Origin of the sequence: Prevotella veroralis DSM 19559 = JCM 6290 (assembly GCF_000377625.1) — a bacterium.
Taxonomy (GTDB): domain Bacteria; phylum Bacteroidota; class Bacteroidia; order Bacteroidales; family Bacteroidaceae; genus Prevotella; species Prevotella veroralis.
On the sequence record NZ_KB898328.1, the window covers coordinates 87982 to 104758 of the forward strand.

The 16777-nt window shown below is 43.8% G+C and carries 11 protein-coding genes; 10 read left to right on the forward strand and 1 reads right to left on the reverse strand.

Annotation, left to right across the window (positions count from 1 at the left end; all coding sequences use genetic code 11):
- Window positions 1-406: 406 nt before the first annotated feature.
- Window positions 407-898: a pyridoxamine 5'-phosphate oxidase family protein gene (locus D464_RS0105220; RefSeq protein WP_208854297.1), complete on the reverse strand. Its 492-nt coding sequence runs from the start codon at window positions 896-898 to the stop codon at window positions 407-409.
- 1308 nt (window positions 899-2206) lie between these two features.
- Between D464_RS0105220 and D464_RS0105225 the strand changes: the two genes are divergently transcribed.
- From D464_RS0105225 to D464_RS0105260, 10 genes are all read left to right on the forward strand, one after another.
- Window positions 2207-2695 (forward strand): D-Ala-D-Ala carboxypeptidase family metallohydrolase, encoded by a 489-nt coding sequence (locus D464_RS0105225; RefSeq protein ID WP_018910463.1) that lies wholly within the window; start codon window positions 2207-2209, stop codon window positions 2693-2695.
- 113 nt (window positions 2696-2808) lie between these two features.
- Complete coding sequence (locus tag D464_RS12520; RefSeq protein ID WP_018910464.1) at window positions 2809-3309, forward strand: HU family DNA-binding protein; 501 nt, start codon at window positions 2809-2811, stop codon at window positions 3307-3309.
- Window positions 3310-3372: 63 nt separating this feature from the next.
- A complete protein-coding gene (locus tag D464_RS13620) occupies window positions 3373-3468 on the forward strand; it encodes a smalltalk protein (RefSeq protein ID WP_262502528.1) in 96 nt (31 codons plus the stop codon).
- 1210 nt (window positions 3469-4678) lie between these two features.
- Entirely contained in the window at window positions 4679-4840 is a 162-nt protein-coding gene (locus D464_RS13625; RefSeq protein ID WP_154649583.1) for a hypothetical protein, read from the forward strand.
- A gap of 563 nt (window positions 4841-5403) precedes the next feature.
- Entirely contained in the window at window positions 5404-8712 is a 3309-nt protein-coding gene (locus D464_RS0105235) for a SusC/RagA family TonB-linked outer membrane protein (RefSeq protein WP_024985950.1), read from the forward strand.
- 26 nt (window positions 8713-8738) lie between these two features.
- On the forward strand, window positions 8739-10295 hold the full coding sequence (locus tag D464_RS0105240; RefSeq protein ID WP_018910466.1) for a RagB/SusD family nutrient uptake outer membrane protein: 1557 nt from the start codon (window positions 8739-8741) through the stop codon (window positions 10293-10295).
- Window positions 10296-10317: 22 nt separating this feature from the next.
- Window positions 10318-11253, forward strand: coding sequence for a zinc-binding metallopeptidase (locus tag D464_RS0105245; protein ID WP_004381677.1), 936 nt, complete (start codon window positions 10318-10320; stop codon window positions 11251-11253).
- A gap of 12 nt (window positions 11254-11265) precedes the next feature.
- The gene (locus D464_RS0105250; RefSeq protein ID WP_018910467.1) at window positions 11266-12576 is read left to right on the forward strand and encodes a DUF4302 domain-containing protein; all 1311 of its coding nucleotides are present in this window, start codon (window positions 11266-11268) and stop codon (window positions 12574-12576) included.
- Window positions 12577-12773: 197 nt separating this feature from the next.
- Window positions 12774-14390 carry a hypothetical protein gene (locus D464_RS0105255; RefSeq protein ID WP_026284643.1) on the forward strand — a complete coding sequence of 539 codons (1617 nt, stop codon included), beginning with the start codon at window positions 12774-12776 and terminating at the stop codon, window positions 14388-14390.
- Window positions 14391-14393: 3 nt separating this feature from the next.
- Complete coding sequence (locus D464_RS0105260) at window positions 14394-16769, forward strand: S8 family peptidase (protein WP_018910469.1); 2376 nt, start codon at window positions 14394-14396, stop codon at window positions 16767-16769.
- Window positions 16770-16777: the final 8 nt, after the last annotated feature.

Consider the following 16777-nt stretch of genomic DNA (forward strand, 5'->3'; position numbering starts at 1 on the left):
TTAGACAGAAGGACATAGTGACATGGGAACCCCACCCAGCCTCCCCCAAGGGGAAAGAAAAGCCTCACCCCCGCCCCCTCTCCGAATGGAGAGGGGAGTAAATACTACTATTAGCAAACAAAGAGGGCGTTTCTTCGATGTGAAGAGACGCCCTTTTTATTGCAAGGAGACGCCCTCTTCCTTTTGACGAAGGCATCTCCTTGTTCTTGCTCCTGCTATTCCAGCTAACGAGGTACAGTCTCGTTATACACCAACCCACCACCCCCTCTTATGCAAACAGCACTATTCACTCCCCTCTCCATTCGGAGAGGGGGCGGGGGTGAGGCTGTAGATGGGTTGAGGGAGAGGCTGTAGATAGGGCGGGGGTGAGGCTCCTTCTCTCCCCTTTGGGGCGGCTGGGGCGGCTCTAATCTGCCGTATGCACCTTCTTTCTCTTACCACTAAATTCGGTGAAGTCGATGCGTATTATCTCCACACGATGGAAACTCTTGTGGGCGTATTTATCGCCAATTTCCTTGAAGTCTGCCGATAATTTATTGATAAGAAGGTGTAGAGCGTGCATCTTCTCTTCGTCCGACAGATGTACACGAGCCCGTCCGAAGAAGATCGCACTCTCGTATTCTGTGGTGAAGTTACGCGGCAACAAGTGGACGTTACCAATGATACATAACGATACATTAGGGTTCTTTTCAATCGCTTCCAACTTCCTTCCGGCTGGCGCACAATGGATATACACACTGTGATCACCATCCCAAACGAAGTTGACGGGGATGCCATAACCGGCGTTGTCAGCCACCATGCTCAACACACCATATTCACCTTCTCTTAATAACTCAAGTGCCCGCTCCTCGTCCATCAGGCGATCCTGGCGACGCACCCCGTCGTTTACATATTTCATTTTCATACTTTTTTATTGAGATCTTAAACGATTACTTGATTTAAAGCAAGTGTATCGTTTGCGAATTATGTTTATAAATTAGGGTGTAAATAAGCCTCTTTTTTAGAGGAAAAAACCCTATATACTAAAAAACCTTGACTGATTCACATCACCCAAGGTTTAAATACTAAAACTAAATTAACCACTAAAAAAACTTGATGCAAAGGTAGTGTTTTTCTTTTGAATACCAATACACTTACGCAGGAAACTTGCCTCTATACCCCAAACTTTAACCTTTATTTTGAAATGAGAGCCTTGTCTTGGCGATTGTGACATGTTAGGACAAATAGAGAAAAAGGCGGAGCAGATCAGAGGAGAGTACTGGTAAAGAACAACGGAGTGTTTATTATGAAAAATATAAACACTTTATTGTTCGTAAAAAGCATAATATAGACGTCTATAAATGGACTTCTTTTTTCTTTATAATGCCCTTTTTTATCTATATTGGTATGTGTATTTTCTTTTACGAATGAGGGTCGTGCGGTGTGTAACGAGGCAGAGTTTCGTTCGCAAAGAGCAAAAGAGCAGAAACAAAGAGACGCCCTTTTCATTGCAAGGAAACGCCCTCTTCAAATGGAGAAGGGCGTTCCTTTAATTAATGATAATACCAATCTGTAGGGACAGACGCTCTCGTCTGTCCGCATAAGGGAGGCTGCTTGTAATGTAAGGTGGAATATTGGAGCGGACAGACGAGGGCGTCTGTCCCTACATAGTGGTGCTCTATTCCAAAGAACAAATAACCTGTCTACTCGTCAACTTGTCAACTCGTCCACTCGAAGTAATCATAATTTTGAATTATGAACTTTGAATTTTAAATTGCAGTAAGTCCCTCTCGTTGATTGAAGAGTCTGCTTCAAAGTAGGGACAGACGCCCTCGTCTGTCCGAATAAGGGAGGCTGCTTGTAATGTAAGGTGGAATATTGGAGCGGACAGACGAGGGCGTCTGTCCCTACATAGTGGTGCTCTATTCCAAAGAACAAATAACCTGTCTACTCGTCAACTTGTCAACTCGTCCACTCGAAGTAATCATAATTTTGAATTATGAACTTTGAATTTTGAATTAAAGAAGAGCCTTTCCTAACTAACTCCTGTTAGGTACTCCCCCTCCTTGGAAGGGGTTGGGGAAGGTTTTAAAAGCCCTCTCCACACTCTCTACCAACATCACTATGCACTTCTTCCTTGCTTTTGCTTGCTCGAAATAGTACCTTTGCAATGTGTTCAGAAAGCATCTGGACATATAAACAAGTTATAATATAAATATATAAGTATATGAATAATAAAATTCGAACTCCAACCTTTGTTGACTTCAATCAACACCTTTCCCCTCACTTTACACTCGGTGAGATGTTGCGATCAGGACGCGCTATACTGCTCCAAATAGATAATGTTCCGAGTGAGAAAGCAAGCCCTTTTGAATCTTCTTATACGGAGGTTGTTGAGAATATGAAGGCATTGGCAATGAATGTGTTAGAGCCTCTCCGCCAACAAGTGGGACGCGTGATCATCACAAGCGGATTCCGTTGTAAACAGCTTAATGACGCTGTTGGCGGTGTAGCTAACTCTCAGCATCTGCGTGGCGAGGCTGCTGATATCCATATCACAACGCGTGATATGTTGGATAAATACACCCGAATATTGCTCAAAACCGACTTCGATCAACTCATCTTAGAGCCTATCAACGCCCCTATAAAGCGTTGGATTCATGTTAGTTACAAACGTTCTGGCAAGAACAGGCACGAATTGATCGATAAGAGATAAGGCCCATTATGAATCAAAACTACACTTTTATAGTATTATCTTTATATATATTTACATTTTCAATCATTTGTTTTTTACATCATTAATTATTCACTTTTTAAATCTTAAAAACTATGGCAATTAAGTATCGAATGTACCAGGACAATCGTAAGAACAGTAAGAACAAGGGGGCATGGTACGCCCGCGCTTACTCTCCCGACCTTGTGGGAATGAAGGAGTTAGCCACTCGCATCAACAACACCTGTACGGTGACTGAGTCGGACGTGTTGGCTGTTATCACCGCACTTGTGGTCGAGATGAACTACGCCCTGCGTGAGGGTAAGCGTGTGAAACTCGACAGTTTGGGAATATTCCGAGTAGGGATTCACTCTCAGGGGGTGAAGAACATCAAGGATTTCAATGTCCAGAAGCACATCAGTCGTCCGCATGTTATCTTCACGCCAGCCGTTAACGTGGGTGCAGACCGCCGTCGCACACCGCTTTTACTGAATGGTTTGAAGATGCAGGAGGCGCTCATCTTAAAGGGTTCTGCTAAGAAGAAAGCGGGCAAGAAGGACGGCGGCTCCGGCACTCCGGGCGGTTCTGAGCATGCGGGTCCAGTAGTAGAAAGCTAATCATTTGACCTTGCAACCGACAGAGAGTAAGTTTCGTTTATTCACTATTAACACTTTTCAATTATGATCAAACCATCAACATGGAGAACAATTCTCCAATTGGCTGTGACCATCATCACGGCTATTGCAACTTCACTGGGCGTATCATCTTGTATGTAATCAGCCCATTCCTGTAACGCAGCTGGCGGACAATCAAGTGTGTATTGTTCGCCGGCTGTAATCTTATAAACCTGTTAGCTGTAATCTGGCAAGCCATTAACTGTTATCTTGAAAATCATTGTTTACCATTTTGCAAACCTTTGTTTTCACCTTTTCAAGTCCATTAGCTACTGTTTCTCAAGCCTTTAGTTTTACCTTTTCAAACCCATTAGCTACTGTTTCCCAAACCTTTGTTTTCACCTTAGCAAATAGGTCTCCTCCCCTTTTGAGGAGGTCGGTTGGGGCTTCTTCTGAGGTCGGATAAGGCTCCTGTTCTTATGTTACTCTGTCTCTTCTAACCCCTTACTCTGTCCAACGGTTCCTCTGTTTTCAAACATAAACGTGCTATTATATATTTATATAAACGGCGACAAAAAAGTGTAAAGTTTAATTGTTTTCAACAAACTCCACATTTGTCGCATAATAGCGGAGGCTTTGTACTATAAAAACTTACTAATCTGTCGCACATAAATGTAGGTCTTTGATAACGTGATAGTTACACAAGTCCATTATTAAAGACAAACACCTTAAAAAGAGAAGAAAGTAGATCGAAATCAAGGGAAAAGTTCTGAATAATCAAGAAAACATAAAGAAAACGGAAAGGAAAGCGTTTCAACCTACTAATTTGTCGCACTCTTCTTCCCTTTCAGTCGCTTTCGTTTAAAATAAGTTCCCATTTTGTCGCAGAGAGTCTACCTATTTGTCGGCTCGAAGTTCCCCTTTGGTCGGTCGAAACTTACTATTTTGTCGGCAGTTAGCAGTGTAATCCTTTAAGTATCAAGATGATACATAGTCGGAATAAAGTCTAATAATTTGATTACTAATGATGGTCTATGCCGAGACTAAAGAGTGTGGGAACAGTTTCATCCAATCCCCCAGAAAGCCTCCCCAAGTCCCTCAAAAGGAGGAAAAACAGCCTCACCCCCGCCCCCTCTCCGAATGGAGAGGGGAGTAGATAGTATTATTTACAAACAAAGAGGGCGTTTCTTCACATCGAAGAGACGCCCTCTTCATTGCAAGGAAACGCCCTCTTCAAATTGAGAAGGGCGTTCCTTGTTTTTGTTTTGGATGTTCTTGTTAGCGAGGTGTTACCTCGTTACACTGAAACTATATGACACATAACATTTTAGCAAACTCTTACATCAAACAGAAGTAATCATAATTTTGAATTATGCATTTTGCATTTTGCATTACACGTGGGCGTCAGCTTCTGTGGAATCCCATGTTCCGTAAGGAACTCTGTGTCGCCTTGCGGCTTCGTGCCATCCGTGTATTCCGTGTTAAGAGGAGCCTCACCCCCAACCCCTCTCCGAATGGAGAGGGGAGTAGATAGTGTTATTTTCCACAGAACAAACAACTCGTCTACTCGTCAACTATCAACTTGTCTACTCCTACCAACCACACTTTAGAAGTTAAGCAAGACCTTTAGGGAGGACATCCCCTCCTTCGGAGGGGCTTGGGGAGGCTTTAATTTTGAATTTTGAATTATGAATTTTGAATTAAAGAAGAGCCTTTGCTCTGACAGAGAAGTTACGATTTGAAACTTGTAAGGCGTACACCCTTTGATTCTAAAAAGCGCATAAAATTGAGGTAAAGGCACATTATTAAGTTATAAATATAAACGTTTTAAACAAAAGTACATGCCAATTGTAATTTTTTATGTGAATCTCTTGCATCTAAATTAAATATTTCCTAAATTTGTGACCAGTGATTGTGTTCAAGTTTAAAAGTATCAAAACATAACGAATTGTTACTGGTGACATATATAATAAGGTGAAGCCTCCAATAGTGACAACCGTTAGATGGTTCTCAAAAGGCTATTTTCAGCATTCGAGCTGATTTGACATAATGAAAGCAAAGTATCATAATATAAATTTAGTTAAACAAAAGAGATCTATGGAAAGAAGATTCGCTTTATTTTTGTTTGGACTATTGCTGTCCATCGGAACAGCCTTTGGTCAGACAAGAATCAATGGAACCGTAGTTTCTCAGGACGATGGTCAAGCTGTCATCGGAGCCTCTGTCATGGTACAGGGTACGACGACTGGAACTGTTACCGATATAGATGGTAAGTTCTCACTTGACGTTCCTGCAGGCAAGAAACTCGTAGTTAGTTACATTGGAATGACCACTCAGACCGTCACACCTAAGGATGGTATGAAGGTCACCTTGGCTAATGATAACCACCAACTCACGGAGGTTGTCGTTACAGGTATGACCCAACAGGACAAGAGATTGTTCTCTGGTGCAGCTACAAAGATTGATGCATCGAAGGCAAAACTCGATGGTGTGGCTGATGTGAGTCGCTCTTTGGAAGGTCGTGCAGCAGGTGTCAGCGTTCAAAACGTGTCTGGTACCTTTGGTACGGCACCGAAGATTCGTGTGCGTGGTGCCACTTCTATCTATGGATCTTCTAAACCTCTTTGGGTTGTAGATGGCGTTATCATGGATGATGTAGCTGAGGTGAATGCCGACAACCTATCATCAGGTGATGCTGCAACATTGATTTCTTCGGCTATTGCAGGACTCAATGCAGATGACATTGAGAGCTTCCAGATATTGAAGGATGGTTCTGCCACCTCTATATATGGTGCACGTGCAATGGGTGGCGTCATCGTAGTTACGACCAAAAAAGGTAAATCAGGAAGTAACCGAATAAGCTACACTGGCGAGTACACAATGCGTCTTCGTCCAAGTTACTCACAGTTTAATATCATGAACTCACAGGAGCAGATGGGTGTTTACAAAGAGATGGCTGCGGACGGATTGTTCTCCTTCTCTCGTACACTTCGTGCTGCCACAAGTGGTATCTATGGTAAGATGTACAAGCTCATCAACAGCTACAACGAGAGCACGGGTAAGTTTGGTCTTGCCAACACAGAGGAAGCTATGAATGGTTACCTGCGTGAGGCAGAGATGAGAAACACTAACTGGTTTGACGAGTTGTTTACTAACTCGGTTTCAATGAACCACTCCATCTCTATGTCTTCAGGTACTGACAAGGCTCAATACTACACCTCGTTCTCATTCATGGATGACCCGGGATGGACCGAGCAGAGCAAGGTTAGACGTATGACATACTCAATCAATGCGAACTACAACATCAATAAGAAGGTGTCGTTAAACCTAATTGGTAACACCTCATATCGTAAGCAACGCGCCCCAGGATCATTCAATCAAGAGGTCGACCCAACGTCTGGTGCAGTGAGTCGAAACTTCGATATCAACCCGTTCTCATACGCAATGAATGCTTCACGCGCATTGGATCCGAATGCTTCTTACATACGTAATTATGCTCCATTCAACATTCATAACGAGTTAGCCAATAACTTCATTGACTTTGATGTGCTCGATATGAAGGTGCAAGCCGAACTGAAGTATAAGCCTATCAGCAAACTTACACTTGCCGTACTCGGTGCTTATAAGTTCTCTACAACGACGCAGGCTTCACAGGTTCGCGAGCGTTCTAATATGGCAATGGCTTATCGTGCTATGGACGATGCCACTATCCGTGACAACAATCCATGGCTCTATCAAGACCCTGACCTACCTAACTCTCTGAAGTACTCTGTGCTTCCTCAGGGTGGTTTCTACAATGAGAAAAAGTACAAGATGAACAGTTGGGACTTCCGTGCAACGGCCAGTTACAATGATGTCTTTAATGATCGTCACATCGTAAACCTATATGGTGGTATGGAAGTCAACAACATTGTTCGTAAACAAAGTGCTTACGACGGTGTCGGCATGCAGTATGATATGGGTTATCTTCCCAGTTACGACTACCATTACTTCAAGCAGGCTGTGGAAGACGGTAACCTCTATTACCAGTTGAGCAACAGCTATATGCGTGATGTTTCATTCTTCGGTACAGCTAACTACTCGTGGAAAGGACGCTATGCAGCTAACTTCACCACCCGTTACGAGGGTAGTAACCGATTGGGTAAGGCACGTTCTGCACGTTGGTTGCCTACTTGGAACGTATCAGGAGTATGGAATGTACATGAGGAGCCATGGTTCCAACAGACATTCAAGAACTCTTTGACTCACGCTACTCTTCGTGCATCTTACTCATTGACAGGTGATAAGCCAGCTATTACCAACTCACAGGTAATTATCCGCAGTACCAACATCTGGCGTCCATTCGCAGTCGATCAGGAGTCAGGTTTATATATCAGTCAGTTCGCAAATAAGGATCTGACCTATGAGAAGAAGCATGAGTTTAACATTGGTGCAGACCTTGGTTTCTTCAATAACCGCTTGAATGTAGTCTTCGACTGGTACACTCGTAACAACTACGACCTCATTGGTCCACGTACAACCAATGGTACGAAAGGTTCGATCATAGAGTATGCTAACGTTGCATCTATGAAGTCTCATGGTGAAGAACTTTCTATTTCGAGCAAGAACATATTGAAGAAGAACTTCCAATGGAGCACCGACTTCATCTTCTCACACGTAAAGACTGAGGTTACATCACTCGATAGTCGTTCACGCATTATGTCGATGGTTTCAGGTACAGGATTTACTATGGTGGGTTATCCTTATCGTGCCCTTTTCTCCTTCGACTTCAAAGGCTTGAATAAAAACGGTATCCCTCAGGTAATCAATCAAGATGGTAAATTGACCACAAGTAACGTTGACTTCCAAAGTTACGACCTTAGTCACTTGAAGTATGAAGGTCCAACTGATCCAACCATTACCGGTTCTTTGAATAATACCTTTAGTTATAAGGGTTGGCACTTGAGCCTCTTTATGACCTATGCGTTTGGTAACAAGGTTCGTTTGGATCCGTTCTTTAGCACAGGCTATAGTGACATGTTGGCTATGCCTAAGGAGTTCCGCAACCGTTGGACAAAGGCTGGTGATGAAGAGAAAACCACTATCCCTGCTATTGCCGACCTACGTACACAACAGCAGGATGGTTACCTCATTCGTGCTTATAACGCTTATAACTATTCGAACGAGCGTATTGCAAAGGGCGACTTCATCCGTATGAAAGAGATTTCACTGTCGTATGATTTCCCTGTACAACTGATTCGTCACTTGTCATTGAGTGCGCTCAGTCTGAAGCTCCAAGCAACCAACCTCTTCCTTATCTACACTGATAAGAAGCTCAACGGACAAGATCCAGAGTTTATGAATGCCGGCGGTGTGGCTCTTCCAACACCTCGCCAGTTCACCTTGACATTGCGTCTTGGCATCTAACACATTATTATATTATAGACAAGAACATGAAGAATTTAAATATACTGCTTGCTGGATTAGGGCTCATTGCCCTATCCTCTTGCAACGACTTCCTCGATAAATTGCCTGACGATCGAGCAGAGGTTAACACCTTTGAGAAAGCTAAGAAGCTCGTAGCTTCAGCCTATGCAGAGGGGTCACCAGACTTCCTAATGGAGTGGAGTAGCGATAACGTCATGGACAATGGCAAGACATTCATGTACAATACTAACCAAAGTGAAGTCTATCGCTGGAAGCCTGTTACGACTACAGATAATGATGATCCACGCAGCGTGTGGAATAATTCTTACCTCGCAGTAGGGCATGCCAACGAGGTGTTAGCAAGCCTTAGTAAGGTGAAAGATCGCGATCCTTCACCAGTACGTGCTGAAGCCTTGCTGTGCAGAGCATGGACAATGTTCCGCCTTTCAAACATCTTCTGTATGGCATACGATGGTACGAAAGCCAACCAATACTTAGGTCTTCCTTATCCAAAAGAGCCCGGAGTATCTGTTAACGAACGTGGAACTCTGAAGCAACTATACGAGAATATCAATGCAGACATTGAAGAAGCTCTGCCGTTACTGGACGATAGTTACTTGACAGCTCCTAAGTATCACTTCAACAGTCGTGCGGCTTATGCCTTCGCAGCTCGCTTCAACCTCTATTATGGACAATGGCAGAAAGCAATCGATTATGCTACTAAGTCGTTGGGTTCTGCTCCATCAGCTGACTTGCGAAACTGGCCACATTATAAGACACTCAGTGGTTCGATAGATATCCACAATGCCTACATTAGTTCAAGTGAGAAGGCTAATTACATGCTTCAAACAGCTTACTCTTCATTGGGACGGTTGATTAGTACAGGTGCACTCCGCTTTAACTTTGCACAGCAAGTGATAGCAAAAGAACTCTTCTGGGCACCTATGCCATGGGGTAAAGGTTCACAGAATAACACGCTGTATCAGGCTCGTATGCTCTATGGTAATACACAGCTTACGTTCTTCCCAAAGATTATGTCCGAGATACAGTACACCAATGCAGCTAAGACGGCAGGCTATATTCATAGCTTGGATGCCGTGTTTACGGCTGATGAAACCCTATTGGTACGTGCAGAGGCAGAGATCTTGTTGAAGAATTACACAGCTGCTTTGGCGGATATGAATGCGTGGGTTGTATCACACACAGAGGAGACCGCAGGTTCTGCCACACGTCCTACTCTGACCGAGGCATCAATCAACAGTTTCTTTAATGGGCTTCCAACAGTTCCTGCAAAGGTGATGCTGGATGCACAGATGGGTATCAAGAAGCCATTACATCCACAAGGCTTTAGTGTTGAGACAGGCACACAGACCAATATGCTTTACGCCCTCTTGCAGATGCGTCGTATAGAGACTTGGCAACAAGGATTGCGTTTCCAGGATATTAAACGCTATGGCATTGAAATCACCCACCGCATAGATGGTGAAGATCCGCTCTATTTCGTGGCTGGCGATCTACGTGGTGCTATACAGTTGCCATCCGATGTTATCAACAGTGGACTACAAGCTAATCCACGTAACTAAACGGTGAAGGAGGTAATAAAATATGAAGAATATAAAGTTAATGCTTATAGCAGCTGTACTCGTACTAACGGCTGCGGCTTGCTCAAATGATGATGTCGATAAGGGAAATTCAATATTCCCAACGAAGTCAACGGAGCGTCAGAACGATTTTGATAAGTGGTTGTATAAGAATTACACCGAGCCTTACAACATCAAATTTAATTATAAGTACGTTGACCAGAACACCAACCTTGGCTATAACGTGACGCCTGCTGAGCTGAAACGTTCTATCGCTTTGGCAAAGATCATCAAGCATGTTTGGTTGGACGCATACACTGAGTTGATGGGACCGAAGTTCTTGAAAGAGCATTGTTTCCGTGAGTTTCAGCTTGTAGGATCCGCCCAATACAATGGTCAGGGGTCAATTACCTTGGGTTTTGCAGAGGGTGGTGTACGTGTGAATCTGTTCCAAGTTAACAACCTCGACTTCAATAACCTCTACATCGAGGAACATGACCCTTATAATACATCAGGCGTCTTTGACTTGAATTTTGCATACTTCCACACTATGCACCATGAGTTTGCTCACATTCTAACGCAGCTCAAGAACTATTCAACAGACTTCCGTACGATCTCTCAGGGTAAGTACCATTCATCCGACTGGGTCAATGTGAAAGATATAAATTCAGGTGCTGAAGGATTCGTAACAGGCTATGCCAGCAGTGAATACAACGAGGACTTTGCCGAGGTATTCGCGTGTTATGTGACCGACACAGACGAGATGTGGCAGAAGAGACTGGCGCAGGCTGTTACCGCCGCAGGTGGTAAGGAAGACGGAAAGAAAGCTATTCTCGCTAAGTTGTCACTGATTCGCAGCTACCTAATGGACTCTTGGGGCGTTGATATCGATAAGTTACATAAGATCGTATTGAAGCGTGAGAGCGAGATAAGTAGCCTGGATTTGGAAACATTAAATTAAGAGAGTTAGATTATGAAGAAGTTATTTAGTATGTTACTTGTACTGACATCAATCCTGCTTTTAGGTGCTTGTACACCAGAAGTGGATAGTGTCTTTGACAAGTCTTCAGCGAATCGTATAGCTGAATCAATCAGTAACACAAAGGAGATTCTGACCTCTGCTCCTAACGGATGGAGGATGACCTATTATGGTGCAGAGCAGTATGGCGGATACAATGTGTTCTGTAAGTTCGATGCGACGGAGAATGTGAAAGTGATGGAAGAGACCGAACAGGCGGAAGCTGAATCACATTATCGTGTAAGCCAGTCACAGGGTGTTCAACTCTCATTCGATACTTTCAACAAAGCCTTCCACAAGTTTTCTGACCCTGTAGGAAAGCTCGATGGCGCACAAGTAGGGCAGGCTGGTAAGGGCTTCGAAGGCGACTTTGAGTTCCGTGTGTTGTCTTGCTCGAAGGATAGTGTGGTTCTGCAAGGTAAGAAGGGAGGTGCTCGCATTGTCATGACACCTATGCCGGAGAATAAGACATGGGATGATTATGTTGCTGATGCACGCTATATGAAGACGTTGATGACCACTGATCACTATCGTCTCGTGCTGGGGAATGACACCTTGAAAGCCGTTAAGACCGATTATAATGTTATTGCGGCAACCGATACAAACGGTGTTGTTATCGACCTCCCATTCGTTTACACCGATAAAGGAATGGACTTGCTTGCACCAAAGAAAGTGCATGATAAGATCGTAAGAAACTTCACTTACTCTGAAGATGACAAGTGGGCAGACAAAAACGACAATACCGTCAAGCTCTTGCCATACTATCCTTCACCTGTTGAAGCCCTCATTTCGGGTCTATGGACAGTCAACTTGACTGAAACAAACTCCCAGACTGTAACTGTATGGAAGACTGTTAATACTTATGCAAAGGCTGTTTCTGGTAATAAGTATCCTCTTCGAAGCCTGTTTATAGGTACTTATGATGGTGATGATGTGTTCTCTATTGGTGCTGTGTATGGTCAGTTTGGAGGTCGAGTAGTCTATGATTACGAGAAAATAGATGATAACCACGTTCTCTTCTTAGGTCCTAATGAAGCAAAGAATGCTGGGTTGAGCGGTGCTGCTAACAATAACTACCCAATCTTTAAGCAATATCTTAGCTTTGAAGATGCACTCGTTCGCTTCAAACTGAATGGGCTTGAAACAACCTACGAGGTATCGCTTGATGATCCGAAGAGCCCAACGAAGTTGACATTAACATCTACTTTGGATCCTTCCTACAAGCTCGTCTTCGATAAAGGATTACGGCTTGTGAACTTTAATTAGGTATGAACTTAAATGAATAAAATATGATATTCATAGATAAATAGCGGTGAAGAGGTACGTTGCCAAGGTGCAATGTGCCTCTTCTTGCTATGATTCTTACCTATATTGAATCAATGAATATTTATCGAAAAGCCACTTAGTAACATAAGAGGAAATCGATCAAAGAAGAACAATTAATAACCAAAACCCTTAAAAGTATGAGGAAATTATACTCTATTATGCTGTTGGCAGTCATTCTGCTATTGTCTGCCAACGTCTTTGCCCAGGGTGGGGACAATAAAGAGACGGCTGTAACTGTTAAAGTCGATAATGTTAATCATGTGGCAGTACGCGTCAACTATGGTCAGCCACTGACCTTAGTTAATGGAGACAATACCGTGAAGGTGCCACAGTATGGATCGATTCAGATTGAGGCAAAACAGGGCTGTATCCTTTTAGGAGTGACGAAGAGTAAACTTGGTGAAGAGCCTGTTGACCAGGCTATCAGCAATTATAAGAGCTGTGCTGTATATGTTTCTAACCTTGATGCAGGTGCACTTTTTGAAGTGGAGTCAGGCGTGTTGGACGATTATCGCGACGCATCCTTTACGTTGAAGGTAGACGATGCTTCGAAGGTTCGTGCGAGCTTACAAGAAACCCAATCTCCCCTTTCTCTGCAAAATGGTAATAATACTGTTAAGTTTATAAATGGCACAGAGAACACCCTTATCCTTGGTTCCGCGAACTATGGCGGAGCACCTATATATAAGGTGACACAGGATGGTAGGGACGTTCAAGGCAGTGATGGTGAATACAGGCTACCACTTACCTCTAACACAGTTATCGATGTTCAAGCCAACTATCCAGATGTTGATTGCCCCGTAAAGTTCGCTTTTTCCGATGAAGCAGCTAAGGGAGTAATCGCCAGTGTGATGGTTGATGGACAGGCTGTTAGCAATTTCCTTGCTGGCAACTTCACAGTGAAAGCAGGCAAGAAAATTAGTTTAAACTTCAATACCAAGGACTTCGCTCTGGACGAACTCAAGATAAATGGTAAGAAGATAACCATCTATGGTATCTCTTATGATTATCTCGTTACAGGCGAAACCACCATTGATGTGAAGTCACATAAGTATGCTATGCTTCACGCCAAAGTGTCTATCGACAATCCAGCTAATGCCATTCTCTATCATGGACAGAGCTATCAAAATAAGGTAGTCAGCCTTGTTGCTGGTGAAAACAACATTGAGTTCGGCGAGCGTAGTAAACAATTTGAATTAAAGCCGACAGCTGATTGCAAGATTGAAAGCGTCAAGATCAATGGTGCACAGCAGTCTGCCAATTATGATGGATCCTATCAGTTCAACCTTTCTGAAGGTTCGGTTGTTGAGATCAAGACCTCTAAGATTGTAAGAGATAAGAAGGCAACCGTTGTTATTGATGACCTTTCTGCAAGTCCGTATGGCTTCAACTTCGAGCGTGCCGACCACTCTAAAGTTACCATGCAAACTGGTGAGAACACCCTCATGTTCATGTCTGAAGACAATCCATTCCGCTTCTCTGCCTATGGAGCAGACGCCAAGAAGATGCTCGTGAAACTTAATGGCACTAAGGTTGAAAGTGCTTATGAAAATAGCACCGCGTATGAGGTTACATTGCAGGATGGCGATCGCTTAGAGATTAAGATTAAGGGAGATCCAACCGGAATAGAGGCTGTTCGCCAATCAGCAAACGGTAAGAACGAAGTCTATCGTTTGGATGGAACACGTGTAAATGAGACCAAGTTGCCACGTGGAATATATATTATCAATGGTAAGAAAGTTATAATCAAATAATTGATGAAAAAGTTTTTATTAACCGTTTTAAGCCTCGGTTTGGCTTGGACTGCACATGGTCAGTCCAAGTTAGACCTACAGAGTCAGATGGAGTTGTTGCGTATGCGCAATACCTCTATACCGACTTACAATGCCCGTACTCGTGCTTATGAGTTCCAGAAATCGTTGCCAAAAGGAACCATGGCTATGGTTGAGTTTAAGGGTGATGATGCCTTACAGAAACTCGAAGAACAAGGTGTAAAGGTGCTTCGTGTGCGTGGTAACATCGCAATAGTTTCTTTGCCTGTTGCTGATGTAGAGCGTGTTGCAAGTCTGAAGTGCGTTCATCGCATTGAACTCCCACGTCGCGTGTATCAGAAGATGGATGTTGTTCGTAAGGAGATAGGCATCGACAAGATTCATCAAGGGCTCGACCTTCCACAGGCTTACACTGGTAAAGGCGTTGTGACGGGTATCGTTGATGGTAGTATTGAGGCTAACCATATCAACTTCCTCAAGTCTGATGGCACCACACGTTTCGGTTACATCAGTAAGATCACGAAGTCATCAGCCACAAAGGAAGGCTACCTCTATCAGAATTATTACCCACAGGCTGTGCTCGACACTATGGCACAGAAGGCCGAGACCTATTCGATAGAAAAGGACTTCACAACCGACTCTGAAAAGAGTTTCCATGGTACGCATACTACTGGAATCATGGCTGGTGGCTATAGAGGAAACATCACTTATGCTCAGAGAGTGACTGACCAAACAGCCAAGCAAGTGGTTGGTCCGAATCCATTCTACGGCTGCGCACCCGAATCCGAGCTTGTTGCTTCATGCGGCGACTTGCAAGATATGTTCATCGCAATGGGTGTTGACGACATTGTCAACTATGCGAAGCTGTCTGGCAAAGAGCCTAAACCTTGCGTTATCAACCTTTCTTTAGGTAGTAACGTTGGTGCTCACGACTCTACAAGTGTGATGAATAAGTTCCTTGCAGAGTGTGGTAAGGATGTAATCATTTGTGTGGCAGCTGGTAATGAGGCTAATTATCCTGTGGCATATACGGCTAAGTTCGATAAACCGGGGCAAATCAAGCAAACCCTCATACGCCCAATGTCAGAGGGAGAGTTTAAGATGACGAGTAAAACTTACTATAACTTGCGCAACGGACAGGTAGCTGTTTATAGTCAGGACTCCACCGAGTTCGAGATGCAAGTCATCATTTACAATGGACAAACGGGTTTTATCGCTAAGCGATTCACCGTTAAGAGCAATACTAACGGTCAGCCCGTCACCATCTCATCAGGCGGTGATTATGCCGTTAATGGTGCTTCCACGGATGTTACTTTCGCAAAGGCTTTCGACGGATATATCGGTCTTGCGTCAATGAAAGACCCTGAAACAGGTCGTTACTACGCTCTTGTTCAGTTCCTGACCAGCGACAATCAAACCACAAATAAGGATGGGCGTTACAAGCTCGGACTCTTGTTTAAGAGCAAGAAAGACGGTCAGCGCATTGATGCCTATGGTGATGCACAGTTTGTTTACTTCGATAACTATGATATAAAGAAGTTCGATAAAGGTTCGCGCAATGGCTCAATTAGTGATATGGCATGTGCCAAGAATGTTATTAGCGTGGGCAGTTACAATGTCCGTAAACACTGGCCCAGTCTCGACGGATGGGTCTATGGTTATAATGTAAAGGATGGTATTGATGAGTATCCAGATGGACAAGCCACCCGATTCTCATCTTATGGCACTATTGCTGACGGCAGAAGCCTACCTAATATATGTGCTCCCGGTGCAGCAGCTATCATCTCTTCTTACAATGGCTACTTCGTTGACGACCCTGCCAATGGTGTTACTGATGCCGGACTACAGGGAAAGTTGAAGAAAGGGAACAAGACTTATTACTGGGCGCAGACGTTGGGTACATCCATGGCAACGCCTGTTGTCGCAGGTTCCATTGCTCTTTGGCTTCAAGCTAATCCTAAATTGAAGTACAAGGATGTGTTCCGTATCATCCAGAAGACTGCCGTTAAGGACGATAAAGTGCTCCATACAGGCGATCCTGTGCAGTGGGGTGCGGGTAAGTTCAACGCTTATGCTGGTTTAAAAGAGGTGTTGAATGAGATGGCAGCAGGTATTGATGGTGTGAAGACAGTGGCTGAGAAGACCGAACCACTCATCACCATGACCGGCGAGCGTTCGTTCCGTGTATTCCTCGCAGGGGCTAAGCAGTTTGGTCTGCGCGTCTATACCGTCTCTGGACAGCTTGTTCATGCACAGCAGTGTGTGGGCGATGAGGCTGATGTTAACGCCGCTTCATGGGGCAAGGGCGTGTACCTTGTGCAAGTAGCAGGCGGAGTTTCAAAACGAATAATCATTTATTAATCTATTCA

What these genes read in the sequence shown, in the direction of transcription:
- D464_RS0105220 (WP_208854297.1), bottom strand. Translation starts at nt 898, where the DNA reads ATGAAATATGTAAACGACGGGGTGCGTCGCCAGGATCGCCTGATGGAC.
- D464_RS0105225 (WP_018910463.1), top strand. Translation starts at nt 2,207, where the DNA reads ATGAATAATAAAATTCGAACTCCAACCTTTGTTGACTTCAATCAACAC.
- D464_RS12520 (WP_018910464.1), top strand. Translation starts at nt 2,809, where the DNA reads ATGGCAATTAAGTATCGAATGTACCAGGACAATCGTAAGAACAGTAAG.
- D464_RS13620 (WP_262502528.1), top strand. Translation starts at nt 3,373, where the DNA reads ATGATCAAACCATCAACATGGAGAACAATTCTCCAATTGGCTGTGACC.
- D464_RS13625 (WP_154649583.1), top strand. Translation starts at nt 4,679, where the DNA reads ATGCATTTTGCATTTTGCATTACACGTGGGCGTCAGCTTCTGTGGAAT.
- D464_RS0105235 (WP_024985950.1), top strand. Translation starts at nt 5,404, where the DNA reads ATGGAAAGAAGATTCGCTTTATTTTTGTTTGGACTATTGCTGTCCATC.
- D464_RS0105240 (WP_018910466.1), top strand. Translation starts at nt 8,739, where the DNA reads ATGAAGAATTTAAATATACTGCTTGCTGGATTAGGGCTCATTGCCCTA.
- D464_RS0105245 (WP_004381677.1), top strand. Translation starts at nt 10,318, where the DNA reads ATGAAGAATATAAAGTTAATGCTTATAGCAGCTGTACTCGTACTAACG.
- D464_RS0105250 (WP_018910467.1), top strand. Translation starts at nt 11,266, where the DNA reads ATGAAGAAGTTATTTAGTATGTTACTTGTACTGACATCAATCCTGCTT.
- D464_RS0105255 (WP_026284643.1), top strand. Translation starts at nt 12,774, where the DNA reads ATGAGGAAATTATACTCTATTATGCTGTTGGCAGTCATTCTGCTATTG.
- D464_RS0105260 (WP_018910469.1), top strand. Translation starts at nt 14,394, where the DNA reads ATGAAAAAGTTTTTATTAACCGTTTTAAGCCTCGGTTTGGCTTGGACT.